Source organism: Pulveribacter suum, from assembly GCF_003013695.1.
In the GTDB taxonomy this organism is placed as follows: domain Bacteria; phylum Pseudomonadota; class Gammaproteobacteria; order Burkholderiales; family Burkholderiaceae_C; genus Melaminivora; species Melaminivora suum.
The window spans coordinates 121,277-146,238 of sequence record NZ_CP027792.1 but is presented as its reverse complement, the minus strand read 5'-3'; the positions used below and the strand labels follow the sequence as shown (position 1 = coordinate 146,238).

At 69.5% G+C, this 24,962-nt stretch carries 21 protein-coding genes; 10 read left to right on the top strand and 11 right to left on the bottom strand.

Annotation, left to right across the window (positions count from 1 at the left end; translation table 11 throughout):
* The first annotated feature begins 22 nt into the window (after nucleotides 1-22).
* The gene (locus tag C7H73_RS00675) at nucleotides 23-2,005 is read left to right on the top strand and encodes a monovalent cation:proton antiporter-2 (CPA2) family protein (RefSeq protein WP_106844885.1); all 1,983 of its coding nucleotides are present in this window, start codon (nucleotides 23-25) and stop codon (nucleotides 2,003-2,005) included.
* 52 nt (nucleotides 2,006-2,057) lie between these two features.
* The gene (locus C7H73_RS00670) at nucleotides 2,058-2,612 is read left to right on the top strand and encodes an adenine phosphoribosyltransferase (protein ID WP_106844884.1); all 555 of its coding nucleotides are present in this window, start codon (nucleotides 2,058-2,060) and stop codon (nucleotides 2,610-2,612) included.
* 21 nt (nucleotides 2,613-2,633) lie between these two features.
* Here C7H73_RS00670 and C7H73_RS00665 read toward each other — a convergent pair whose 3' ends face one another.
* From C7H73_RS00665 to rpmH, 8 genes are all read right to left on the bottom strand, one after another.
* Nucleotides 2,634-3,497 (bottom strand): hypothetical protein, encoded by an 864-nt coding sequence (locus tag C7H73_RS00665; RefSeq protein ID WP_106844883.1) that lies wholly within the window; start codon nucleotides 3,495-3,497, stop codon nucleotides 2,634-2,636.
* 88 nt (nucleotides 3,498-3,585) lie between these two features.
* Nucleotides 3,586-4,083 (bottom strand): Crp/Fnr family transcriptional regulator, encoded by a 498-nt coding sequence (locus tag C7H73_RS00660; protein WP_106844882.1) that lies wholly within the window; start codon nucleotides 4,081-4,083, stop codon nucleotides 3,586-3,588.
* A gap of 76 nt (nucleotides 4,084-4,159) precedes the next feature.
* Nucleotides 4,160-5,563, bottom strand: a complete 1,404-nt coding sequence (mnmE, locus tag C7H73_RS00655; protein ID WP_106844881.1) for a tRNA uridine-5-carboxymethylaminomethyl(34) synthesis GTPase MnmE — start codon at nucleotides 5,561-5,563, stop codon at nucleotides 4,160-4,162.
* A gap of 244 nt (nucleotides 5,564-5,807) precedes the next feature.
* Complete coding sequence (locus tag C7H73_RS00650) at nucleotides 5,808-7,397, bottom strand: ABC transporter substrate-binding protein (protein WP_106844880.1); 1,590 nt, start codon at nucleotides 7,395-7,397, stop codon at nucleotides 5,808-5,810.
* 123 nt (nucleotides 7,398-7,520) lie between these two features.
* A complete protein-coding gene (gene yidC, locus C7H73_RS00645; RefSeq protein ID WP_106844879.1) occupies nucleotides 7,521-9,218 on the bottom strand; it encodes a membrane protein insertase YidC in 1,698 nt (565 codons plus the stop codon).
* The gene (gene yidD / locus C7H73_RS00640; RefSeq protein WP_106844878.1) at nucleotides 9,215-9,511 is read right to left on the bottom strand and encodes a membrane protein insertion efficiency factor YidD; all 297 of its coding nucleotides are present in this window, start codon (nucleotides 9,509-9,511) and stop codon (nucleotides 9,215-9,217) included. Before yidD ends, yidC begins: the two co-directional genes overlap by 4 nt.
* The gene (locus tag C7H73_RS00635; RefSeq protein WP_106844877.1) at nucleotides 9,508-9,948 is read right to left on the bottom strand and encodes a ribonuclease P protein component; all 441 of its coding nucleotides are present in this window, start codon (nucleotides 9,946-9,948) and stop codon (nucleotides 9,508-9,510) included. Before C7H73_RS00635 ends, yidD begins: the two co-directional genes overlap by 4 nt.
* A 77-nt stretch (nucleotides 9,949-10,025) precedes the next feature.
* The gene (gene rpmH, locus C7H73_RS00630) at nucleotides 10,026-10,160 is read right to left on the bottom strand and encodes a 50S ribosomal protein L34 (RefSeq protein WP_005798102.1); all 135 of its coding nucleotides are present in this window, start codon (nucleotides 10,158-10,160) and stop codon (nucleotides 10,026-10,028) included.
* A 312-nt stretch (nucleotides 10,161-10,472) separates the two neighbouring features.
* Here rpmH and dnaA point away from each other — a divergent pair, with 312 nt between their 5' ends.
* The 3 genes from dnaA to gyrB all read left to right on the top strand — a co-directional run bounded on the left by dnaA (nucleotide 10,473) and on the right by gyrB (nucleotide 15,941).
* Complete coding sequence (gene dnaA / locus C7H73_RS00625; RefSeq protein WP_106844876.1) at nucleotides 10,473-11,885, top strand: chromosomal replication initiator protein DnaA; 1,413 nt, start codon at nucleotides 10,473-10,475, stop codon at nucleotides 11,883-11,885.
* Between the two features lie 95 nt (nucleotides 11,886-11,980).
* Nucleotides 11,981-13,087, top strand: a complete 1,107-nt coding sequence (gene dnaN, locus C7H73_RS00620) for a DNA polymerase III subunit beta (RefSeq protein ID WP_106844875.1) — start codon at nucleotides 11,981-11,983, stop codon at nucleotides 13,085-13,087.
* 232 nt (nucleotides 13,088-13,319) lie between these two features.
* Nucleotides 13,320-15,941, top strand: coding sequence for a DNA topoisomerase (ATP-hydrolyzing) subunit B (gene gyrB / locus C7H73_RS00615; RefSeq protein WP_106844874.1), 2,622 nt, complete (start codon nucleotides 13,320-13,322; stop codon nucleotides 15,939-15,941).
* A gap of 118 nt (nucleotides 15,942-16,059) precedes the next feature.
* Here the strand turns inward: gyrB and C7H73_RS00610 are convergent, their stop codons facing one another.
* The 3 genes from C7H73_RS00610 to C7H73_RS00600 form a co-directional block, all read right to left on the bottom strand.
* Nucleotides 16,060-16,938: a DMT family transporter gene (locus tag C7H73_RS00610; protein WP_106844873.1), complete on the bottom strand. Its 879-nt coding sequence runs from the start codon at nucleotides 16,936-16,938 to the stop codon at nucleotides 16,060-16,062.
* Nucleotides 16,938-18,041, bottom strand: coding sequence for a tRNA preQ1(34) S-adenosylmethionine ribosyltransferase-isomerase QueA (gene queA / locus C7H73_RS00605; RefSeq protein WP_106844872.1), 1,104 nt, complete (start codon nucleotides 18,039-18,041; stop codon nucleotides 16,938-16,940). The genes C7H73_RS00610 and queA overlap by 1 nt, the downstream gene beginning before the upstream one ends.
* Before the next feature lie 79 nt (nucleotides 18,042-18,120).
* Nucleotides 18,121-19,380 (bottom strand): HD-GYP domain-containing protein, encoded by a 1,260-nt coding sequence (locus C7H73_RS00600; protein ID WP_106844871.1) that lies wholly within the window; start codon nucleotides 19,378-19,380, stop codon nucleotides 18,121-18,123.
* 156 nt (nucleotides 19,381-19,536) lie between these two features.
* Here C7H73_RS00600 and recG point away from each other — a divergent pair, with 156 nt between their 5' ends.
* From recG to ubiA, 5 genes are all read left to right on the top strand, one after another.
* Nucleotides 19,537-21,591 carry an ATP-dependent DNA helicase RecG gene (recG, locus tag C7H73_RS00595; protein WP_264371570.1) on the top strand — a complete coding sequence of 685 codons (2,055 nt, stop codon included), beginning with the start codon at nucleotides 19,537-19,539 and terminating at the stop codon, nucleotides 21,589-21,591.
* Between the two features lie 6 nt (nucleotides 21,592-21,597).
* On the top strand, nucleotides 21,598-22,563 hold the full coding sequence (locus tag C7H73_RS00590; protein ID WP_106844869.1) for a LysR substrate-binding domain-containing protein: 966 nt from the start codon (nucleotides 21,598-21,600) through the stop codon (nucleotides 22,561-22,563).
* A 70-nt stretch (nucleotides 22,564-22,633) separates the two neighbouring features.
* Complete coding sequence (locus C7H73_RS00585) at nucleotides 22,634-23,152, top strand: Dps family protein (protein WP_106844868.1); 519 nt, start codon at nucleotides 22,634-22,636, stop codon at nucleotides 23,150-23,152.
* Nucleotides 23,153-23,180: 28 nt separating this feature from the next.
* Nucleotides 23,181-23,930 (top strand): phosphatase PAP2 family protein, encoded by a 750-nt coding sequence (locus C7H73_RS00580; RefSeq protein ID WP_106844867.1) that lies wholly within the window; start codon nucleotides 23,181-23,183, stop codon nucleotides 23,928-23,930.
* 70 nt (nucleotides 23,931-24,000) lie between these two features.
* Entirely contained in the window at nucleotides 24,001-24,891 is an 891-nt protein-coding gene (gene ubiA, locus C7H73_RS00575) for a 4-hydroxybenzoate octaprenyltransferase (RefSeq protein WP_106844866.1), read from the top strand.
* The last annotated feature ends 71 nt before the right edge of the window (nucleotides 24,892-24,962 follow it).

The window sequence follows — 24,962 nt, the reverse complement described above, 5'->3', positions numbered from 1 at the left end:
GGCGTCCGCACTACGATCGCCTATGTCCTCTCTTGCGCTGACCTTGCTGTACCTGCTGGCCGCCGTGCTGGGCGTGGTGGCCTGCCGCAGCCTGCGCCTGCCGCCCATGATGGGCTACCTGGCCGCGGGCATCCTGATCGGCCCGCACGCGCTCGCCCTGACCCGCAATTCCGAAGGGGTGCGCCACCTGGGCGAATTCGGCGTGGTGTTCCTGATGTTCACCATCGGGCTGGAGTTCAACCTGCCCAAGCTGCGCGCCATGCGCCGGCATGTGTTCGGGCTGGGGCTGCTGCAGGTGGTGGTGTCCGCAGCGGTATTCACCGCGGCGTTGCTGCTGCTGTCGCAGCTGGCCGGCGGCGTGTGGCAGATGGGCTGGCAGTCGGCGCTGGCGCTGGGCGGCACGCTGGCCATGAGCAGCACGGCCATCGTGGTCAAGCTGCTGGCCGAGCGCGGCGAGCTGGAAAGCGAGCATGGCCGGCGCGTGCTGGGCATTTTGCTGTTTCAGGACCTGGCGGTGGTGCCGCTGCTGGTGCTGATCCCGGCCCTGGGCTCCTCGCCCGACCGGCTGCTGCTGGCGCTGGGCCTGGCGCTGCTGAAGGCGGTGCTGCTGGTGGGCGTGCTGCTGGTAGGCGGCCAGCGCGTCATGCGCTGGTGGCTGACGCTGGTGGCTCGCAGGAAGAGCGACGAGCTGTTCATGCTCAACCTGCTGCTGGTCACGCTGGGGCTGGCCTGGCTGACCGAGCTGGCCGGGTTGTCGCTGGCGCTGGGCGCGTTCATCGCCGGCGTGCTGGTGTCCGAGACCGAGTACCGCCACCAGGTGGGCACGGACATCCGTCCTTTCCACGACGTGCTGCTGGGGCTGTTTTTCATCACCGTGGGGATGATGCTGGACTGGCACATCCTGATCGAGCGCTGGGCCCTGGTACTGGCCCTGCTGCTGGCGCCGCTGCTGGCCAAGACGGCCATCATCGTGGCGCTGGCACGCGCGCAGGGCGCCGCGGCCGGCGTGTCGCTGCGCACCGCCCTGTTCGTGGCGCAGGCCGGCGAGTTCGGCTTCGTGCTGCTGAGCCTGATGCAGACCCACGCACTGATCGAGCCTTCGCTGATGAACCCGGTGCTGGCCTCCATGGTGCTGTCCATGCTGGCCACGCCGTTTCTGGTCATGCACAGCAACCGCATCGTCATGAAGCTGGCGGCCAGCGACTGGATGCACCAGTCGCTGCAGGTCACCAGCATCGCCCGCCAGGCCATCAACACCAGCGGCCACGTGCTGATCTGCGGCTACGGCCGCTGCGGCCAGAACCTGGCGCGCATGCTGGAGGGCGAGGGCATCGCCTACATGGCGCTGGACTTGGACCCCGACCGCGTGCGCCAGGCCGCGGCGGCCGGCAACTCGGTGGTGTTTGGCGACGCCACGCGGCTGCAGGCACTGATGGCGGCCGGCCTGGCGCGCGCCGCCGCCGTGGTGGTGACCTACCTGGACACCCCGGCGGCGCTGAAGGTGATGGCCAGCGCCCGCACCCACGCCCCGCACGTGCCGGTGGTGGTGCGCACGCAGGACGACACCCACCTGGACCAGCTGCAGGCCGCGGGCGCCACGGCCGTCGTGCCCGAGGCCATCGAGGGTTCGCTGATGCTGGCCAGCCACGCACTGGCCTTGCTGGGCGTGCCGATGCGCCGCGTGCTGCGCGTGGTGCGCGACCAGCGCGATGCCCGCTACGGCCTGCTGCGCGGCTACTTCCACGGGGCCGACGACGACACCGTGGCCGAGCGCGATCAGGAGCGCCTGGCCACCGTCACCCTGGAGGCCGATGCTGCCGCGCTGGGCCAGGCGCCGCAGGAGCTGCCGCTGCACGCCATCGGCGTGCGCCTGGTGAACGTGCGCAGCGCCAGCGGGCACCCGGCGGGGCAGGCCGGCAGGCCGCTGGCCGCGGGCGACACGCTGGTGCTGTCGGGCCACCCCACGGCGCTGGCCCTGGCCGAGGAGCGGCTGCTGCGGGGCTGAGCCAGCCAGGCCCTACACTTGCCGGCTGTCTTTTTTTGCCTGCCCGCCTGCCATGCACGACCTGAGCGTCAACGACTACCTGCGCCAGCACATCCGCACCGTCCCCGACTGGCCGGCACCGGGCGTGCAGTTTCGCGACATCACGCCGCTGCTGCAAAACCCCAAGGTTTTTCGCGTGATGATCGATGCCTTCGTGCACCGCTACATGGACGGCGCCCTGCGCCCGAGCGTGGTGGCCGGCCTGGACGCGCGCGGCTTCATCCTGGGCGCCGTGGTGGCCTATGAGCTGAACGTGGGCTTCGTGCCCATCCGCAAGAAGGGCAAGCTGCCCTTCACCACGGTGGAAGAAACCTATGAGCTGGAGTACGGCAGCGCCACCGTGGAGCTGCACGCCGACGCCGTGCGCGCAGGCGACCGCGTGCTGCTGGTGGACGACCTGATCGCCACCGGCGGCACCATGATGGCTGGCAAGAAGCTGCTGGAAAAGCTGGGCGCCCAGGTCATGGAAGGCGCCGCCATCGTGGATCTTCCCGAGCTGGGCGGCTCGCAGCGCCTGCGCGGCGCCGGTCTGCCGCTGTACACCCTGGTGGACTTCGCCGGGCGCTGAGGCCCGCGCGTTTGCTTTGGCTTAATCCAGGTCGCCGTACTGGGTGGTGCTCAGGTCACCGCTGCTGCGGCTGTCCTGGCCGGGCAGCAGCGTGTCCTCGAAGCCGGGCGAGGGCGGCAGCAGCGGGCCGCTGCGCGTGGTGATGCCCGGCTCGGGCGGCGCCAGAGGCGTCGGGCGGGCTGCGGCGGCACTGGCCAGGGCCTGCTTGAAAGCCGCGACCTCGTCGGGCTCGATGGGGTCAAATTGCGGCGGCGGGACGGGGCGCTGCCCTGGCTGGGGCGGCACCAGCGGCGCCGGGCGCGAGGCCGCGCCGGCCCAGGGCGGGCGCACGGCCGCCGGGCGTGCCGGCATCTGCGCCTGGGCGCCGAGCACCGGAGAGGACACCTCGGGCGCCGGCACCGTGGCAACGCCCGGCGTGGGCCGCGGCACCGGGCTGGGGCGTGAGCCCAGCTGCTGGTTGATGCGCCAGTACACGGAGGTGATCAGGATGTCGCAGCGTGCCCGGGCGGTCTGCACGATGAGTGCCTCGATCTCGTTGCTGCGCAGCGGCTCCAGGCTGTATTCAGGCGCCAGATCCACCATGACCAGGAATTGCGCACCGCGCTGGTCCAGCGACAGCACCTTGAACTTGTAGCCGGCCGAGAGCACGCCGGCGCGCACCATCACGTCGCGCACCACGGCGTACAGCTGCTCGCGCCGTTCCATGCGCTCGTTCTTGCGCGCGCCGCCGGCCTCTGGAGCGCTGCCCGCCTGAGGCGCGCCAGGGTGCGCGCGGCCTTCAGGGCGGGGGCCGCCAGCGGCCAGCGGGGCGTGGGCCGATGGGGCCGGCTGCGCTCGCGCAGCCGCTGGTTTGGGCTTGGGAAACAGCCAGCTGAACAACGACATGCCTTGCCTTGGAAACAACGGGGCGGTGGAGTGGACCAGTGTAGCGCCGGGGCCCAGCGCGGATGTCAGCGAAGCGCTCAGGCCCGCTTCAGGTGGAGGCGATGCGCCGGCGGCGGCTGCCCAGCCGCTTGGCCAACACGGCGCCCGCGGCCATGGCCAGCTGCAGGGCCACGGCGGGCTGGCGGTTGCCCAGCTCGGCGTGGCGCAGGGCGGGCAGGCTCCACAGCTTGGAGGCTGCCCCGGCCTGCACGGTGGCGCTGCGCGGGCGGTGCGAGAAGAACGCGCCTTCGCCGACCAGCGAGCCCGGGCCCACGATGGCCAGGCGCAGGCGCTGCTTGTCGTCTTCAAAGTGCACGCTGAGCGAGCCGCTTTCCACCAGGTAGAGGGTGCGGTCGTTGGAGCCCTGCGAGAACAGCACCTGCCCTGCGGCCAGATGCACGGGCAGCAGGTAGGCGGCCAGCAGGTCCCACTGCTCGGTGGTCAGCAGGTTGTTCATGCTGTCCTCGGCGGCCGCGTGGGTGATGGCGTCGATCAGGCCGCGCAGGTCGGCCTTCGGCGTGTGGGTGGCTGTGGGCAGGGCATTCATCGCGCAGAAAAGGTAGCGCGGCGGGCCGCGGCACACAAGTTGGAATTGCACATATTTACAGTCGCTCCCGATTGGGTTATTTGCCGATGCAAAAGCGCGAAAAGATCACGCCCAGCAGGTCGTCGGCGCCGAATTCACCGGTGATGCCATTGAGGGCGTTCTGCGCCAGGCGCAGCTCTTCGGCCAGCAGGTCGAGCGCGGGCTGGCGGCTGCCGTGCAGCTGGGCGGCAGCCTCCATCAGGTGCGCGTCCACGGCGTGCAGGGCCTGCAGGTGGCGGGCGCGGGCCAGGTACACCCCCTCGGGCGCGGCCTGCCAGCCGGCGACTTGCAGCAGCGTGCGGCGCAGGTCGTCCAGGCCGTCGCCCGTGAGCGCGGACAGCCGAATGCTGGCGTGGCCGGGCGCGGCCGCTGGCGGGGGCGTGGGCGCGGCGTCGCTTTTGTTCCACACATCGATGACGGGCACGCCGGCGGGCAGGGTGCCCTGCAGGGTGGCGGCGATGGCCCGGTCGGCGCTGGCGTAGTCGCTCTCGTGCTGGCGCGTGAGGTCGTGCAGGAAGAGCACGGCGTCGGCGCCGGCGATTTCGTCCCAGGCGCGCTCGATGCCGATGCGCTCGACCTCGTCGCCGGCCTCGCGCAGGCCGGCGGTGTCGATGACGTGCAGCGGCACGCCTTCGATCTGGATGGTCTGCTGCACCTTGTCGCGCGTGGTGCCGGCGATCGGCGTGACGATGGCCAGCTCGGCCCCGGCCAGGGCGTTGAGCAGCGAGCTTTTGCCGGCATTGGGCTGGCCGGCAATCACCACCTTGATGCCCTCGCGCAGCAGCGCGCCCTGGGTGGCGCGCTGCAGCACGCCGGCCAGCAGCTGCTGCAGCCGGGCCAGCTGGCCGGCGGCGTCGGCCTTGCGCAGGAAGTCGATCTCTTCCTCGGGGAAGTCCAGCGTGGCCTCCACCAGCATGCGCAGGTGCACCAGGGCGTCCAGCAGGGCGTGGATCTCGGCGGAGAAGGCGCCGGCCAGCGAGCGGCTGGCGCCGCGTGCGGCGGCTTCGGTGCTGGCGTCGATCAGGTCGGCCACGGCCTCGGCCTGGGCCAGATCCAGCTTGTCGTTGAGAAAGGCGCGCTGGGTGAATTCGCCCGGCTCGGCCAGGCGCAGGCCGGCCAGCGCGCCGGCGGCCGCCACCTGCAGGCAGCGCGAGAGCAGCAGCTGCAGCACCACCGGGCCGCCGTGGGCCTGCAGCTCCAGCACGTCCTCGCCGGTGTAGCTGTGCGGGGCGGGGAAGTACAGCGCCAAGCCGTGGTCGATGGGCTGGCCGTCGTCGCCGGCAAAGGGCAGGTAGTGGGCGTGGCGCGGCTGCAGCGCACGCCCCAGCAGCGCCTGCGCAAACGGCTGCAGCGCGCGGCCGGACACGCGCACGATGCCCACGGCGCCGCGCCCGGGGGCGGTGGCAATGGCGGCGATCGGGTCGTGGTGGCGGGCAAGCATGGTGCTATTAAAACAGAAGCTGCCAGCGCTTGTCTGGCGAGGGTTTTGCTATGAAAGCTATCTCAAGTGCCCGTGGATGAAGCGCCAGCAGCTCCTGTTTTGCTAGCGCGCATCCGGGCGGCGGCTGCGGCGATTGTGGGCCCTGCGGCGCGGGCGCCGGCTGCCCGCGAAAACGAAAAAACCCGCGCCGCCGCGGGCAGCGGCGGGCGCGGGCGAGTGCGTTGCGCTTGGCTCTCAGGCCGGCTTACTTGATGGTCGTCCAGATGGGCATCGGGCGGTCGTCCGCGCGGTGCACCGTGTCCATGCCCTTGCGCATGGCCCAGGGGCGGATCTGGTGGTGCAGCGGGATGTAGTAGTACTCGTCCTTGACCAGCTTGAGCGCATCGTTCAGCAGCGCGTCGCGCTTGGGTTGGTCCATCTCGGTCTTGATCTGCTGGATCATGCCGTCCAGCTTGGCGTCGGAGAAGCGCCCGCCGTTATAGACGCCGGCGGCGGTCTTGTTTTCCTTGGTGGACATGAGCGAGTCCAGCGAGTACAGCGCGTCGAACGTGGCCACGCCCCAGCCGAACAGGTAGGCGTTCACGTCGTTGTTCATCACGCGGGTGACGAACTGCGCCATGGGCGCGGCCGCCAGCGTGGTCTTGACGCCGATGCGCGTCCACATGGCCGTGACGGCCTGGCAGATGGCCTCGTCGTTCACGTAGCGGTCGTTCGGGCATTCCAGCTTGATGGAAAAGCCCTGCGGATAGCCGGCGTCGGCCAGCAGCTTCTTGGCGCCTTCCACGTCGTACTTGGCGGCGCGCTCGTCCAGCGGCTTGCTCCAGCCGTGGACCATGGGCGCAACCATGGTGCCGGCGGGCACCGACAGGCCGCGCATGGTGTTCTTGTGCAGGCCGGCGGAGTCGATCGCCTGGTACAGCGCCTGGCGCACGCGCTTGTCCTTGAGCGGGTTCTTGCCCGGCGTGCCGGCGCCCGGCAGCTCGTCACGGAACTGGTCCAGGCCCAGGTAGATGGTGCGGTTCTCGGGGCCCTCGATCAGCTTGAGGTTGCTGTCGCCCTTCATGCGGGCCAAGTCCTGCGGCGGCGGATCGACCACGAAGTCCACCTGGCCGGAGATCAGCGCCGCGGTGCGCGTGGCGGCCGACTTGATGGGCGTGAACACCACTTCGTCGATATTGCCGCGGGGCTTGTCCCACCAGTCGGCGTTCTTCTTGAGCGTCACTTTCACGTCTGGCTGCCAGCCCACCAGCTGGAAGGGGCCGGTGCCGTTGGCGTTGCGCGAGGCGTAGTTCTCTTCCTTGGCGCTGTAGTCCTGCGACTTCAGCGAGTTGTGCTTTTCGGCCCAGGCCTTGTTCAGGATGCGGGCCTCGGTCAGCTCGCGCAGCAAGATCGGGTTGGGGCCCTTGAGGATCACGTCCACCGTGTGGTCATCCACCTTCTTGACTTCCTTGACGCTTTGCACCGCGCTCATCATGTTGGACGGCGGCGTCATGGCGCGCGTGAGCGAGAACACCACGTCATCGGCCGTAAAGGGCGCGCCATCGTGGAACTTTACGCCGCGCCGCAGCGTGAAGCGCACCTGCGTGGGGCTGACCTGCTCCCACTGGGTGGCCAGCGCCGGCTCGACCTGGAATTTGTCGTCATAGCGCACCAGGCTCTCGTACACCTGCTGCAGGAAGGCGTGCGTGGTCTGGTGGTTCTGGGCGTGGGGGTCGGCGGTCAGGATGTCGTTGGCCCCGGCCCAGCGCAGCGTGGCGGCGTTGGCGCTGCCCAGGGCCAGCAGGGCCGCGGCGGCCAGCAGGCCCAGGCGGAAGGTGGTGCGGTGCGTCGTCATCGGCGTTGTCTCCTTGAATAGGTATGGGTGACGCATCGTAACCAAAACGACCACGGCCGCGCAGGGCGGCCGTGGTCGGGCAGGCAGGGCTGTGCCGGCGTGGCTGCCGGCCGCCCGCGCGGATCAGCGGAACTTGGGCAGGTTGAACTGCGGCGGCACGCCCATGCGGGTGTTGATGATCCACTGCTGGGCAATCGACAGCAGGTTGTTCGTCAGCCAGTACAGCACCAGGCCGGCCGGGAAGAAGAAGAACATCACGCTGAAGATCAGCGGCATGAACCACATCATCTTGGCCTGCATCGGGTCCGGCGGCGCGGGGTTCAGCGCCGTCTGCAGCAGCGAGCTGGCCGTCATGAGCAGCGGCAGGATGAAGAACGGGTCGGGCGAGGACAGGTCGCGGATCCAGCCGATCCACGGCGCGTTGCGCATCTCCACGCTGGACAGCAGCACCCAGTACAGCGCGATGAACACCGGGATCTGGATCACGATGGGCAGGCAGCCGCCCATGGGGTTGACCTTTTCCTCGCGGTAGATGCGCATCATCTCCTGCTGCATCTGCTGCGGCTTGTCCTTGAGGCGCTCACGCATCTCCTGGATGCGCGGGTTGATGGCCTTCATCTTGGCCATGCTGCCGTAGGCCTTGGCGTTGAGCCAGTAGAAGGCGATCTTCAGCAGCACCACCAGCGCCACGATGGACCAGCCCCAGTTGCCCAGCACCTTGTGCAGCTGGTCCAGCAGCCAGTACAGCGGCTTGGCCAGGATGGTCAGCCAGCCGTAGTCCTTGACCAGCTCCAGGCCGGGGGCCAGGGTCTCCAGCTGCTTTTCGATCTGCGGGCCGGCGTACAGCTGCGCGTCCAACGCCTTCGCCTGGCCGGGGGCGATCTCGCCCAGCGGGGTGATCATGCCCACCGAGTACAGGTTGGTGTCCACCTTGCGCACGAACAGCTCGCGCTGCAGGCCGCCTTCCAGCAGCCAGGCGGTGGCGAAGTAGTGCTGCACCATGGCCACGTAGCCGTTGGTGGTGGTCTTGTCGATCTCGGCCTTGCCGTTCTCGATGTCCTTGAAGTCCACCTTGTGGTACTTCTTGGCTTCCGTATAGACCGCCGGGCCGGTGAAGGTGGAATAGAACGAGGACTCGCCGCCGGGCTTGTTGCCATCGCGCACCAGCTGCAGGTACAGCTGCGGCGAGACCGGCACGGCGCCGCTGTTGACCACTTCGTGGCGCACGGCGATGTCATAGCTGCCGCGTTGGACGGTCCAGGTCTTGACCAGCTTCACGCCGCCCAGGTCGGGCGATTCGAAGCGCACCTCCAGCGTGTCCTGGCCGTCCTGCAGCGCGCGCGGGCCGGGCACCACGGCCATGGGCGTCTTGTGCGTGGGCCAGGCGCCGCCGATCAGGCCGGTCTGCGCCACATAGACGCGGCTGGCGCTCTCGTCCAGCAGCACGAAGGGCTGGGCCTTGTCCTGCATTTCGGGGTACTGCAGCAGCTCGCCATGCACCAGCGAGCCGCCTTCGCTGTCAAACGACAGGCGCAGCACGTCGGTAGAGACCGTCACGCGCTCGCGCGGCGCAGGGGCGGCCGGCGCAGCGCCGGCTCCCACCGGGGGCTGGGCGGCTGCGCCGCTGACGCTGGCGCTGGCCACCGGCACATCGGCCGGTTGCGAGGCGGCGCTGCTGGCGGCCGGTGCCGGCGCGGTTTGCGCCGAAGGCGTGGGGAAGAAGGTGGCCTTGTTGCCGTTGTGGATCTGCCACTTGTCCCACAGCAACACCATGGAAAAGCCAAAGATCACCCACAGGATGGTGCGGCGGATGTCGTTCATGAAGTCTTGTTGGACGGTGAGGAAGGAGGGGCCGGCGGGGGCAGCAGGCGCGAAAACAGCCGCAGGCTGCGCGGCAGCTCCTGGGGCACGGGGTCATGGCCACCCGCACACCAGGGGTGGCAGCGGGCCAGGCGGCGCAGCGTGAGCCAGCTGCCGGCGGCGGCGCCGTGGCGCTCAAGCACACCCAGGGCGTAGGCCGAGCAGGTCGGCTCAAAGCGGCAGGCCGAGCCCAGCCAGGGGCTGAGCAGCAACCGGTAGCCGCGCACCAGGGCGATCAGCAGGCGGCGCATCACGGCGGCGTGCCTTGGCCGGCCCGGGCGAACAGCTGCTGCAGCTCGGCGCGCACGGCGGCCTTGAGCGCATCAGACGATGCGCTCACGAACTGCTTGCGGTCGAAGGCGGCGCGCAGCCGCACCACGTGCGCGGCATGCGGCAGGCGAGCCTCGTGCTCGCCGGCCACGGCGTAGATCTGGCGCTTGATGGCGTTGCGCGTGACGGCCCGGCGCGCCCAGCGCTTGGGCGCCATGGCACCCAGCCAGGGGCCGGGCGGCGTGCCGGCCGGCAACGCGAACAGGGCCTGCGGCTGCTGCGCAGCAAGCGAGCAGTCGGGCCCTGTCGGTGCCGCCGGTGCGGGCAGCGTCAGCCGGTGCAGCGCGAAGTGCGCCGTGCGGGAGACGGTGCCTCCCGCCATCGTTGCCTGGAACTGGGGGCGGGTCTTCAGCCGGTGCATGGCATAGACGCCGCAGCGCGCGGGCCGGCAAGGCACGCGCGCCGCAGCGGCCGGCGCAAAGGGAAGAAGCGCCGGCCTCAGACGGCCAGGCGCTTGCGGCCCTTGGCGCGGCGGGCGTTGATGACGGCGCGGCCGCCACGCGTCTTCATGCGCACGAGAAAACCGTGGGTGCGGGCGCGGCGCGTCTTGGAGGGCTGGTAGGTACGTTTCATGTTCTCGGTTCCTTGAGGGGTTCGGTGACGGGTGGCGCTGCTGCCCGCTAGGAGCTGAGGCCGCGCCGGACCGGGCCCGGTCTGCCGCTCTCCTGGCAATGAGGAAAGCGAAAAACCGGCCGCCCAGCTGTAAGGCTACCCTGAACGCATTTCAGGGAAACCCGCGATTATTGCAGGCGCGCGCCAGCCTGACAATGCCCGGTGGCGCCGCAATGCCTTTGCAGGAGGCCGCTCAGATTGTGGATAACTTATTGACAAGGTAGAATTCAGGGCTTTCTCCGTTCCTCCTATCCACAACTACAAGCACTTTCGATGACCGAGGAACTCCCGCCTTCCGACCATGATTTCGACGGCGCCAGCGCCGGCCAGGGCCTGTGGCAGGCCTGCGCCGAGCTGCTCGCCCAGGAGCTGCCCGAGCAGCAGTTCAACACCTGGATCAAGCCCCTCGTCGCCCAGGTCACCCCCGACTTCTCCAAGGTCACGCTGCTGGTGGCCAACCGCTTCAAGCTGGACTGGATCCGCGCGCAATATGCCGGCCGCATCGCCGCGCTGCTGCAAGATCTGTACGGCCAGCCGGTGGCGATCGAGTTAGCGCTTGCTCAGCGTGAAAGCGTGGTGCGCACTTATGTTCGCCCGCAGGCGGCCTCCGCCCCGGCGCCCTCTGACGCGCCGCAGGCCAGCCCGGCCGGCGACGATGGCGCCTTTCGCACGCGGCTCAACCCGGCGCTGACTTTCGAGACCCTGGTGGAGGGCACGGCCAACCGCATGGCCCGCTCGGCGGCGATGCATGTGGCCGGCTCGCCGGGGCACCTGTACAACCCGCTGTTCATCTATGGCGGCGTGGGCTTGGGCAAGACCCACCTGGTGCACGCCGTGGGCAACCGCCTGCTGCAGGACCGCGCGGACGCGAAAGTTCTCTACATCCACGCCGAGCAGTTCGTCTCAGATGTGGTCAAGTCGTACCAAAGGCGCACTTTCGACGATTTCAAGGCGCGCTACCACTCGCTGGATCTGCTGCTCATCGACGACGTGCAGTTCTTTGCCAACAAGGACCGCACCCAGGAAGAGTTCTTTAACGCTTTCGAGGCGCTCTTGGCCAAGAAGAGCCACATCGTGATGACGTCGGACACCTATCCGAAGGGCCTGGCCAACATCCACGAGCGGCTGGTGTCGCGCTTTGACTCGGGCCTCACGGTGGCGATCGAGCCGCCCGAGCTGGAAATGCGCGTGGCCATCCTGATCAACAAGGCGCGCAGCGAGGGCTCGGAGATGCCCGAGGAGGTGGCCTTCTTCGTTGCCAAGAACGTGCGCTCCAACGTGCGCGAGCTCGAAGGCGCGCTGCGCAAGATTCTGGCGTACTCGCGCTTCAACCAGAAGGAAGTGTCGATCCAGCTGGCGCGCGAGGCGCTGCGCGATCTCTTGAGCATCCAGAACCGCCAGATCAGCGTCGAGAACATCCAGAAGACGGTGGCCGACTACTACAAGATCAAGGTCGCCGACATGTACAGCAAGAAGCGCCCGGCCAGCATCGCCCGCCCGCGCCAGATCGCCATGTACCTGGCCAAGGAGCTGACGCAAAAGAGCCTGCCCGAGATCGGCGAGCTGTTTGGCGGACGCGACCACACCACCGTGCTGCACGCGGTGCGCAAGATCGGCGCCGAACGCCAGCAATTGACCGAGCTGAACCAGCAACTGCACGTGCTGGAGCAGACCCTCAAGGGCTGAGAAGGCCTCTCGTTCAAGGGCAAAATGCCGTGTTGTCCGGCGCCTGACCCAGCCGGCTTTGCGCACCACTCCACACCATTCCAAGGTTGAATGACATGAATGTCCTGAAGGCTCCCCAAAACGAGGTTCTGGCCGTTTTGCAGGCCGTATCCGGCATCGTCGAGCGCCGCCACACATTGCCCATCCTGGCCAACGTGCTGATCCGCAAGACCGGCAACGCACTGCAGCTCACCACCAGCGACCTGGAAATCCAGATCCGCACCACCGCCGAGCTGGGCGGCGACGCCGGGGACTTCACCACCACCGTGGGCGCGCGCAAGCTCATCGACATCCTGAAGACCATGCCGTCCGACCAGACGGTGAGCCTGGAGACCAGCCAAAACAAGCTGATCCTGAAGGGCGGCAAGAGCCGCTTCACGCTGCAGACCCTGCCGGCCGAGGACTTCCCGCTGGTGCAGGAGGCCGCGGCCTTCGGGCCGGCCTTCAGCGTGCCGCAGAAGGTGCTCAAGGGCCTGATGCAACAGGTCTCGTTCGCCATGGCGGTGCAGGACATTCGCTACTACCTGAACGGCATCCTGTTCGTGGCCGAGGGCAACACGCTCAGTCTGGTGGCCACGGACGGCCACCGGCTGGCGTTTGCGAGCAGCGAGCTGGAGGTCGAGGTGCCCCGCCAGGAAGTCATCCTGCCGCGCAAGACGGTGCTGGAGCTGCAGCGCCTCTTGTCGGACGCCGACGGCGCCATCGAGATGCAGTTCGCCAGCAACCAGGCCAAGTTCAGTTTTGGCGGCATGGAGTTCGTCACCAAGCTGGTGGAGGGCAAGTTCCCCGACTACAACCGCGTCATCCCGCGCAACCACCCGCACACCATCACGCTGGGCCGCGCGCCCCTCCTGGCCAGCCTGCAGCGCACCGCCATCATGACCAGCGACAAGTTCAAGGGCGTGCGCCTGAACTTCGAGCCGGGCTCGCTGCGCGTGACCAGCAACAACGCCGAGCAGGAAGAAGCGGTGGACGAGCTGGACATCGACTACGGCGCCGACCCGATCGAGATCGGCTTCAACGTCACCTACCTGATCGACGCCCTGGCCAACATGGGCCAGGACATGGTGGGCCTGCAGCTGGCCGACGGCAACAGCTCGGTGCTGATGAGCATTCCCGGCAACGACAGTTTCAAGTACGTCGTCATGCCGATGAGGATTTGAGGCAACCCCCTATGTCGCTGCGCTCCTTCCCCCTTCTCTCGCAAAGCTGCGCTTTGCGGGAAGGGGGACGCCGCCAGCACTGCGGGGCGGCCCTTGCGCGGCGGCTGCTGGCCTGGGTTGCGCCCGTGGCTGCCGGGGTGCGCAGGACATGGCGCAAACAAGTAACGCTACTTTTTTGATAGCTGCTTGCGCTTGCTGGACAAGCGCTGGCGGCCTTTTTGGCTAGAAATTCATGACCGCAGAGCAAACGCACCAGGCCCCTGACGAGCCCATCTTCGGCGCTGATGAAGTGCCGCCGGCCTCCGTTGCCGCCCCGGGCGAAGGCTATGGCGAAGGCGCCATCCAGATCCTGGAGGGCCTGGAGGCCGTGCGCAAGCGCCCTGGCATGTACATCGGCGACACCAGCGACGGCACGGGCCTGCACCACCTGGTCTTCGAGGTGGTGGACAACTCCATCGACGAGGCGCTGGCCGGCTATTGCGACGACATCCTGGTCACCATCCACTCGGACAACTCGATTTCCGTGGTGGACAACGGCCGCGGCATTCCCACCCGCGTGAAGATGGACGACAAGCACGAGCCCAAGCGCTCGGCCGCCGAGATCGCCCTGACCGAGCTGCACGCCGGCGGCAAGTTCAACCAAAACAGCTACAAGGTCTCGGGCGGCCTGCACGGCGTGGGCGTGTCGTGCGTGAACGCGCTGTCGAAAACGCTGCGCCTGACGGTGCGCCGCGAAGGCGTCACGCACCAGCTCGACTTCTCGCGCGGCGTGGTGCAAAACCGCATCGTCGAAGTGGTGGACGGCTGGGAAGTCTCCCCCATGAAGATCGCCGGGCCCACGGAAAAGCGCGGCACCGAGGTGCGCTTTCTGCCCGACACGGAAATCTTCAAGGAAAGCAGCGACTTCCACTACGAGATCCTGGCCAAGCGGCTGCGCGAGCTGTCCTTCCTGAACAACGGCGTGCGTATCCGCCTGGTGGATGAGCGCACGGGCAAGGAAGACGATTTTTCCGGCGCCGGCGGCGTGCGCGGCTTCGTCGAGTTCATCAACGGCACCAAGAAGGTGCTGCACCCCACGCCCTTCCACGCCACCGGCAGCCGTCCGGCTGAAACCTACGGCGGCATTCCCGGCACCGAGATCGGCGTCGAAGTGGCCATGCAGTGGAACGACGGCTACAACGAGCAGGTGCTTTGCTTTACCAACAACATCCCGCAGCGGGATGGCGGCACCCACCTCACCGGCCTGCGCGCGGCTATGACGCGGGTGATCGGCAAGTACATCGAACAAAACGAGCTGGCCAAGAAGGCCAAGGTCGAGGTCACGGGCGACGACATGCGCGAGGGCCTGTGCGCCGTGCTGAGCGTGAAGGTGCCCGAGCCCAAGTTCAGCAGCCAGACCAAGGACAAGCTGGTCTCCAGCGAAGTGCGCGCCCCGGTCGAGGACATCGTCGGCAAGCTGCTGGCCGAGTACCTGGAGGAAAAACCCCAGGACGCAAAAATCCTGTGCGGCAAGATCGTCGAGGCCGCCCGCGCCCGCGAGGCCGCGCGCAAGGCGCGCGAGATGACGCGGCGCAAGGGCGTGCTGGACGGCATGGGCCTGCCGGGCAAGCTGGCCGACTGCCAGGAGAAAGACCCGGCGCTGTGTGAGATCTACATCGTCGAGGGCGACTCCGCCGGCGGCAGCGCCAAGCAGGGGCGCGACCGCAAGTTCCAGGCCATCCTGCCGCTGCGCGGCAAGATCCTGAACGTGGAGAAGGCGCGCTATGAAAAGCTCCTGTCCAGCAACGAAATCATCACGCTGATCACGGCGCTTGGCACCGGCATCGGCAAGACCAGCGAGGACGACTTCAGCGGCAAGGGCAAGAGCGGCGCGGACGACTTCGACGTCGCCAAGCTGCGCTACCACCGCATCATCATCATGACCGACGCCGACGTGGACGGCGCCCACATCCGCACGCTGCTGCTGACGTTCTTTTATCGCCAGATGCCCGAGCTGGTCGAGCGCGGCCACATCTACATCGCCCAGCCGCCGCTGTACAAGGTCAAGAACGGCAAGGAAGAGCTGTACCTGAAGGACGCCGCGGCGCTGGACCAGTTTCTGCTGCGCGTGGCCCTGAAGGACGCGGCCGTGTCCACCGGCGCCGAGTCCGGGCGCACCATCGCCGGCGAGGAGCTGGCCGAGCTGGCCCGCAGCCACCAGCGCGCCGAAGCCGTCATCGAGCGCCTGTCCGCCTTCATGGACCTGGAGGCGCTGCGGGCGATAGCTGACGGCGTGGCCATCAACCTGGACGACGTGCCGCAGGCCGAGGCCAGCGCCGTGCGCCTGCAGGCCAAGCTGCGCGAGCTCAACGTCAACGGCGTGCCCGCCGAAGTGGCCGGCGAGTTCGACGCGCGCACCGACAAGCCCATCCTGCGCATCAGCCGCCACCACCATGGCAACGTCAAGAGCACCGTCATCACGCAGGACTTCGTTGCCGGCGCCGACTACGCGGCCCTGGCCGAGGCGGCCACCAGCTTCCACGGCCTGATGAATGAGGGTGCGCGCGTGACCCGTGGCGAAGGCGAGCGCCAGCGCGAGGAAAAGGTCGCCGACTTCCGCGGCGCCATGCAGTGGCTGATCCGCGAGGCCGAGCGCACCACCGCCCGCCAGCGCTACAAGGGCCTGGGCGAGATGAACCCCGAGCAGCTGTGGGAAACCACCATGGACCCGGAGGTGCGCCGCCTGCTGCGCGTGCAGATCGACGACGCCATCGAGGCCGACCGCGTGTTCACCATGCTCATGGGCGACGACGTGGAGCCCCGGCGCGATTTCATCGAGAGCAACGCGCTCAGGGCGGGCAACATCGACGTGTAAGGCTCTTGCGTGGCGGCCTGGCAGGCCGTCCATGCGAGAGCGATGGCCCGGCGGCTTTAAGCCAAATTGGCCCGCAGCGCCCGCCAGTCAAGCGCCAGCAGCTATCTTTACAGGAGCATCATCGCGTCTCGCGCACCGTCAGCCAGGCGCTGGCGGCGCCGCTGGCGGCGATCAGCGCCATGCCGGCCAGCGACCAGCGGTCGGGCAGGTGCCCATACACCGCCCAGCCGGCCAGCATGGCAAAGGCGATTTGCGTGTACAGGAACGGCGCGATGGTGGCCGGGCTGGTGTGGGCGTAGGCGCGCAGCAGCAGCAGGTGGCCCAGTGCGCCGAACAGGCCCATGGCGAAGGTGCCCAGCCACAGGCCGGCGCTGTCGATGTGCGTCCACACGAAGGGCACGCCCAGCGTCATCAGGGCCAGGGCGAACCAGCTGGTGTAGAGCTGGGTGGTGGCCGGCTCCTCGCGGCGGGCCATCACGCTGCTGAGGATCTGGTAGCCCGTGCCCATGGCCAGCATGCCCAGGGGCAGCAGCAGCGCCCAGGAGACCTCGGCGCCGCCCGGGCGCAGGATGAGCAGCACGCTGGCCAGCCCCATGAGCACCAGCGCCCAGCGCAGCGCGCTGACGGGCTGGCGCAGCCACAGGGCCGCCACGGCCGTCACGCACAGCGGCGTGGCGGCAACGATGGCGGTGAATTCCGCCAGCGGCATGGCGCGGATGCTGAGAAAGCCAAACAGGCTGGTGCCGGCGAACAGCACCGCGCGCAGCAGCTGAAAGCGCGGGTGCGCGGTGCGAGGCCAGCGCCAGCCGGCGCGCGGCAGCACCCAGGCAGTGGTCAGCAGCGACTGGAACAGGTAGCGCAGCCACAGCGCCATGAACAGCGGCAGCGCGGCGCTGACCAGCTTGGCGGCCGTGTCCAGCAGCGCAAAGCAGGCGCAGGCGCCCACGGTGAGGGCGATGCCGGCCAGGGCCGAGTGGCGCGCCCCGCGCCCCGGCATCAGGGTGCGCGCTCCGGCGCGCGCTCCAGCAGCATCGCGTCGCCGTAGCTGAAGAAGCGGTAGCGCTGGTTGATGGCGTGGCGGTACAGCGCCATGACGTGCTCGTAGCCGGCCAAGGCGCTGACCAGCATCATCAAGGTGCTCTTGGGCAGGTGGAAGTTGGTGATGAGCAGCTGCACCACCTGGAAGGAAAAGCCCGGCGTGATGAAGATGCTGGTGTCGCCCGTGGCCTGGCCGGTGCAGGCCCACGATTCGAGCGTGCGCACGGTGGTCGTGCCCACGGCCACCACGCGGCCGCCGCGGGCGCGGCAGCGCTCCAGCGCGGCCAGCGTGGCCTGCGGGATGTCATACCACTCGCTGTGCATGCGGTGCTCGTGCAGGTTCTCGGTCTTGACGGGCTGGAAGGTGCCGGCGCCCACGTGCAGCGTGACGCTGGCACGCTCCACGCCGCGCCCCGCCAGGGCGGCCAGCACGGCCTCGTCGAAGTGCAGCGCCGCCGTGGGCGCGGCCACGGCGCCGGGATGGGCGGCAAAGACGGTCTGGTAGCGCTGCTCGTCCTCGGCGGCGTCCGGGTCGCTGCCGCTGCTTTGTTGGCGCTCGATGTAGGGCGGCAGGGGCAGGTGGCCGTGGCGCTCCATCAGCTGCCAGGGCGTGGCGCCGTCGGGCGCGTGCAGGGCCAGGCGAAACAGCGGGCCGTCCGCATCGGGCCAGCGCGACAGCAGCGTGGCGTCGAACCCGCCGCCCGCGCTGCCGCCGGCCAAGTGCAGCGTGGCGCCCGGTGGCGGCTTCTTGCTGACCTTCATGTGGGCCACGACCTGATTGCCCGCCAGCACGCGCTCGATCAGCAGCTCCAGCCGCCCGCCGCTGGCCTTTTCGCCAAAGATGCGGGCACGCACCACGCGCGTGTCGTTGAAGACCAGCAGGTCGCCGGGCTGCAGCAGCTGCGGCAGCTCGCGGAAGATGCGGTCGGCGGCCGGGGCGGCGCGCCCATCCAGCAGGCGCGAGGCGCTGCGCTCGGGGGCGGGGTGCTGGGCGATGAGCGCCTCGGGCAGCTCGAAGTCGAAGTCGCTCAGGTGAAAGGCGCGGGCGGGGGCGTGGGGCATGGGGTTCCTGAGGGCCGGACGGGCCCGTTCCAAGACGGCAAGAAATGACAGGGCGCGGACGAGAAAAGAGCGGGCGGCCCTACCAGGGCTGGCCTTCCAGGCCGCTCCACAGCGCGTTCAGGTCGGGAAAGCTCCACTGCTGCGGGTCTTCGCGCGCGGCAATCCTGTCGCTGCAGCCGGGGGCGGCCAGGTCGATGACCTCGGGCGGGATGCGCAGGTCGGAGCGGGTGGAGAAGAACACCTTCACGCGCGGGGCCACCAGGGTGGCGGCGTTTTGCTCCGTCACCACGCCCAGGCGGCCCGAGTCCAGCCGCACCAGCGAGCCCACGGGGTAAATGCCGATGCTTTTCACGAACGCCTGGAACAGCCGCGCATCCAGGTGGCCGCGCGTCCATTCGGCCATGCGACGGATGGACTCGGCCGGGTCCCAGCCACGCTTGTAGGGGCGGTCGGAGGTGATGGCGTCATAGACGTCGCAGATGGCCGCCATGCGGGCGATGGTGCTCAGGGAGCCCTCGCCCAGCCGGTCGGGGTAGCCGGTGCCGTCGGTGCGCTCGTGGTGGTGCAGGCAGGCGTCCAGCACGGCGGCGTCCACGCCGGTGCTGTCCTTGAGCATCTCCCAGCCGGCGCGCGGGTGGTTCTTGACCAGGGCGAATTCCTCGTCCGTCAGCCGCCCGGGCTTGTTCAGCACCTCCAGCGGGATGGCGGCCTTGCCCAGGTCGTGCAGCAGCCCGGCCATGCCGGCGGTGCGCGTCTGCGCCTCGTCCAGGCCGATCTGGCGCGCCAGCGCCACCATCAGCGCGCACACGGCCACGGAGTGCATGTAGGTGTAGTCGTCGGCCGTCTTCAGCCGCGCCAGGCTGACCAGGGCGCCGGGGTTGCGCATGACGGAGTCGGAGATTTCCTCCACCAGGCCGAAGGCGGACTGGGCATCCACCGCGCGGCCCATGCGCGCCTCGCGGAACATGGACACCATGGCCTGCTTGGCGCGCCCGCAGATCTGTGCGGCGCGGTGGGCTTCCTGGTAGAGCGGGCTGGGCCGCAGGTCGCGCACCGGCGCTGGGGCGCCCTGGTGCTGCTGGTGCAGCGCACCGAAGTCGGTGTCGCTGCGCGCCTGGTCTTCCTCCAGGCTGATGGAGGGCGCGCCGGGCGCCACGTCCTTGCCACGCGCGACGTCGATCCAGACCTCGCGCACCGAGGTGGCGCGGATGCGCTCGAGATCCCGGGGCTCGTCCAGCACGAAGCGCGTGCGCCAGAACGGATGATCCATCCAGGAGCCGCAAAATTCGTGCAGATACATGCCCAGGGTCAAGTCTTCAACATGGATACGCTTGAGCATGACGGACGGAGAAAAGGAATCGCAACCTGAAGCCAACGGCCGGCATGTTAGCCTTTTCAGGTGCCCACAACCCGCCGTTTCTCCCAAGACCCCGCCGGTCGGCCGGGCGCAGCGCAAACGACTGTCAAGGCGGCCTCCAGCCCGGCCCGCCAAGCCTTGCTCAAGCTGGGCCTGGCGCGCGACATCGACCTGGCGCTGCACCTGCCGCTGCGCTATGAGGACGAGACCCGCATCACCCCGATCGCCAGCGCGCGCGAGGGCGCCAGCGTGCAGATCGAGGGCGTGGTGACGGGCAGCCAGGTGCAGCTGCACCCGCGCCGCCAGCTGGTGGTGACGCTGCAGGACGCCTCGGGCAGCTGCGAGCTGCGCTTTTTCAGCTTCTACCCCTCGCACCACAAGACCATGGGTGTGGGCGTGCGCCTGCGCGCGCGCGGCGAGATCCGCGGCGGCTTCTGGGGCCGGCAGATGCTGCATCCGGTGGTGAAAGGCGCCAGCGCCGAGCTGCCGGCTGCGCTCACGCCCGTCTATCCCACCGTGGCCCAGCTGCCCCAAGCCTACCTGCGCCGGGCGGTGGCCACCGCCCTGGCGCGCGTGGCGCTGCCCGAGACGCTGCCCGCCGAGCTGGCCCCGCCAGCCCTGGTCTTTGACAGCCAAAACGGCCTGCAGCGCCCGTGGGGCTTGCGCGATGCGCTCACTTTTTTGCACCACCCCGCACCCGACGTGGCCCTGGCCGCGCTGGAAGACCGCAGCCACCCGGCCTGGCAGCGCCTCAAGGCCGAGGAGCTGCTGGCCCAGCAGCTGTCGCAGCTGGCCGCCCGGCGCGAGCGCGACCAGCTGGCCGCCCCGGTGCTGCGCCCGGCCGCCGGCGCCGCCGCCCTGCACGAGCAGCTGCTGGCCGCGCTGCCCTTTCAGCTCACGGCCGCCCAGCACCGCGTGGTCGAGGAGATCGCCCGCGACCTGGCCGCCAGCCGCCCCATGCACCGCCTGCTGCAGGGCGACGTGGGCTCGGGCAAGACCGTGGTGGCGGCGCTGGCTGCCTGCGTGTGCATCGACGCCGGCTGGCAGTGCGCGCTGATGGCGCCCACCGAGATCCTGGCCGAGCAGCACTTCGCCAAGCTGATCGGCTGGCTGCAGCCGCTGCTGGCCGATCGCGGGCGCGGCGTGGCCTGGCTGGTGGGCGGGCAAAGAAAGCGCGAGCGCGCCGCCATGCTGGAGGCGATCGCCGACGGCACGGCCGCGCTGGTGGTGGGCACGCACGCCGTCATCCAGGAGCAGGTGCAGTTTGCGCGCCTCGGGCTGGCGGTGATCGACGAGCAGCACCGCTTCGGCGTGGCCCAGCGGCTGGCGCTGCGCAAGAAGCTCCTGCACCTGGGCCAGGAGCCGCACATGCTGATGATGAGCGCCACGCCCATCCCGCGCACCCTGGCCATGAGCTACTACGCCGACCTGGATGTCTCCACCATCGACGAGCTGCCGCCCGGGCGCACGCCCATCGTCACCAAGCTGATTGCCGACAGCCGCAAGGACGAGATCGTCGAGCGCATCGCCGCCCAGGTGGGCGCCGGGCGGCAGGTGTACTGGGTCTGCCCGCTGATCGAGGAAAGCGAGGCGCTGGACCTGTCCAACGCCACGGCCACGCACCAGGAGCTGAGCGAAGCCCTGCCGGGCGTGCAGGTCGGGCTGCTGCACTCGCGCATGCCGGCGGCCGAGAAGAAGGCGGTGATGGAGGAATTCAAGAGCGGGCGCATGGGCCTCCTGGTCTCCACCACCGTCATCGAGGTCGGCGTGGACGTGCCCAACGCCTCGCTCATGGTCATCGAGCACGCCGAGCGCTTCGGCCTGTCGCAGCTGCACCAGCTGCGCGGGCGCGTGGGCCGGGGCGCGGCGGCGTCGGCCTGCGTGCTGCTGTACTCCACGGGCGACTCCGGCCGCCTGGGCGAGACCGCGCGCGAGCGCCTCAAAGCCATGGCCGAGACCAACGATGGCTTCGAGATCGCGCGGCGCGACCTGGACATCCGCGGCCCGGGCGAATTCCTGGGCGCGCGCCAGTCGGGCGACGCGCTGCTGCGCTTTGCCGACCTGGCCGGCGACACCGGCCTGCTGGACTGGGCGCGCGAGGCCGCGCCCATCATGCTGGAGCGCCACCCCGAGCTGGCGGCGCAACACCTGGAGCGCTGGCTTGGCGGAAAATCGGACTATCTGAAGGCCTGACCTGACATGACCCTGACCGAGCTGAAATACATCGTCGCCGTCGCCCGTGAAAAGCACTTCGGGCGCGCTGCCGAGGCCTGTTTCGTCTCGCAGCCCACGCTGTCGGTGGCCGTCAAGAAGCTCGAGGACGAGCTGGAGGTCAAGCTGTTCGAGCGCAGCGCCGGCGAGGTCTCCGTCACCCCTTTGGGCGAGGACATCGTGCGCCAGGCGCAAAGCGTGCTGGAGCAGGCGGCCGCCATCCGCGAGATCGCCAAGCGCGGCAAGGACCCGCTGGCCGGCGCGCTCACCCTGGGGGTGATCTACACCATCGGCCCCTACCTGCTGCCCGAGCTGGTGCGCCACGCCATCGCGCGCACGCCGCAAATGCCGCTGATGCTGCAGGAGAACTTCACCGTGCGCCTGCTGGAGATGCTGCGCACCGGCGAGATCGACTGCGCCATCCTGGCCGAGCCCTTTCCCGACACCGGCCTGGCCATTGCCCCGCTGTACGACGAGCCCTTCATGGCCGCCGTGCCCTCCAGCCATCCGCTGGCGGCGCAGGCGACCGTGAGCGCCACGCAGCTCAAGAACGAAACCATGCTGCTGCTGGGCGCGGGCCACTGCTTTCGCGACCACGTGCTGGAGGTCTGCCCCGAGTTCGCCCGTTACGCCACCAACGCCGAGGGCATACGCCGCACCTTCGAGGGCTCGTCGCTGGAGACCATCAAGCACATGGTGGCCGCCGGCATGGGCGTGACGCTGGTGCCGCGCCTGTCCGTGCCGCGCGACGCGCTGCACCGCGGCGCGCGGCGCCGAAAGAGCGACGAGGCGCACGTGCGCTACCTGCCTATCGTCGAGGGCGACGGCAGCGCCCCGCCCATGCGCCGCGTGGTGCTGGTCTGGCGGCGCAGCTTCACGCGCTACGAGGCCATCGCCGCGCTGCGCAACGCGGTCTACGCCTGCGAGCTGCCGGGCGTGACGCGGCTATCCTGAGGGGCTGGCGCGCCGCGCCCTTCGTTTTGTTTTTCTCTCTCGTTCGCACCACCACTTCCGGAGGAACCCGATGGCCAAGACCCCCCCCAAGACGCTCGGCAACAAGAGCGGCGCACCGCGCATCGACATCGGCATCAGCGACAAGGATCGCGCCGCCATCGCCCAGGGCCTGTCGCGCCTGCTGGCCGACACCTACACGCTGTACCTGACCACGCACAACTTCCACTGGAACGTGACGGGCCCGATGTTCAACACGCTGCACGCCATGTTCATGGGGCAGTACACCGAGCTGTGGAATGCCGTGGACCCGATCGCCGAGCGCATCCGCGCCCTGGGCCACCACGCGCCGGGCTCGTACGCGGCGTTTGGCAAGCTGGCCAGCCTGCCGGATGCGCCCGAAGTGCCGCCCAGCGCGCTGGACATGGTGCGCATCCTGGTCGAAGGCCACGAGGCCGTGGCCCGCACCGCGCGCGAGATGTTCCCCGCCGCCGAGCAGGCCAGCGACGAGCCCACGGCCGACCTGCTGACGCAGCGCCTGGCCGTGCACGAGCAGACGGCATGGATGCTGCGCTCGCTGCTGGAAGACTGAGCCGCGCCTGCCGCCGGCCTGCCGCCCGATGGCCTGGAGCTGGATCGACCGCTACGCCGCCCTGGGCGGCCTGGCCTTGACCTTGGCCGCCTTGTGCGGCCTTGTGCTTGTGCGCCCGCCTCAGACCGGTGCGCGCCCACCATTGCGCGCCAGGCGCGCACCGGCCCTGGTCGGCGCCGCGGCGGCCCTGGCCCTGGCCAGCATGGCGGCCGCCATGGCCGGCCACGGCGGCCCCGTGCCCTGGCTGGCGCTGGACGGCTGGGCCGACACCTGGATGCGCCAGCACCTCACCTCCGCCTGGCGCGGCCCGCTGGTGGCGTTCACCCAGCTGGGCCACGTCGGCGTGCTGCTCGCCCTGGGCGCGGCAGTGCTGCTGGCGCTGCTGTGGCGGCGCGACTGGCTGCACGCCGGCATGTGGCTGGTGGGCACGGCGGGCACCGGACTGTGGACGCGCGCCCTCAAGCACGCCGTGGCCCGCCCCCGCCCCGAGCACGGCTGGGTGGCCGAGAGCGGCCACAGCTTTCCCAGCGGCCACAGCGCCGGCACGCTGGCGCTCTATGCGCTGCTGGCCTGGCTGGTGCTGCCGCAACTGCGCCGCGCCTGGCGGCTGCCGGTGGCCCTGGCCGCCATCTGCGTGGCGCTGGCCGTGGGCGCCAGCCGCGTGCTGCTGCGCGTGCACTTTGCCAGCGACGTGCTGGCCGGCTGGCTGCTGGCGCTGGCCTGGCTGGCCTGCGTGATCGTCGCGGTGCAGTGGGCACAGCGCCGACGCGGGCCGTGAGCCGGGCCGCCCTTTTTTTTGCCAGCCCGGCCCGCGCGGCCGGGCGCTTCATTGCCCCTCGTTTGCTGACATGCCTGCCCCTGCTTCATCCGCCGCGCCCCCGCGCAGCCGCCTGTCCCTGTACCTGGACCTGATCCGCTTCAACCGCCCGGCCGGCTGGCTGGTGCTGGTCTGGCCCACGCTGGTGGCCCTGTGGGTGGCGGCGGGAGGCTTTCCTGGCGGGCACCTGCTGGCCGTCTTCGTGGCGGGCACGGTGCTGATGCGAAGCGCCGGCTGCTGCGTCAACGACGTGGCCGACCGCGACTTCGACCGGCATGTGAAGCGCACGCAGGCGCGGCCCGTCACCACCGGCCAGGTCAGCGTGCGCGAGGCGCTGGTGCTGGCGGCAGCGCTGGCGCTCATCGCGCTGGCGCTGGTGCTGACGACCCGCTGGGAGGCCGTGGCCTGGTCGGTGCCGGCCGTGCTGTTCACCGTGCTGTACCCCTTCACCAAGCGCTTTTTCGCCATGCCGCAGGCCTTTTTGGGCATCGCCTTCAACTTCGGCATCGTCATCGCCTACGCCGCCGTGCAGGGACAGGTGCCGGGCCAGGCCTGGGTGCTGTGGCTGGCCAACCTGTTTCTGGTGCTGGCCTATGACACCGAGTACGCCATGGTGGACCGCGACGACGACCTGAAGATCGGCATGAAGACCTCGGCCATCACGCTGGGGCGCTTTGACGTGGCCGGGGTGATGCTGTGCTTTGCCCTGTGCCTGGCGCTGACGGCCACCGTGCTGCTGCCACTGGGCCTGGGCTGGCCGGTGTGGCTGGGCCTGGGGGCGGCGGCGGCGCAGGTAGCCTGGCACTACACGCTGATCCGCCAGCGCACGCGCGCGGGCTGCTTCGTTGCCTTCAGCAAGAGCCACTGGATCGGCGTGGCGATCTTCGCCGGCGTGGCGTTGGGCTACGCGCTACGCAATTGATAGCTTCTGGCGCTTGCTGGGCGAGCGCTGGAGCCAATTTTCACGAGAATCTTCGCAGGCCGCTGCAAAAC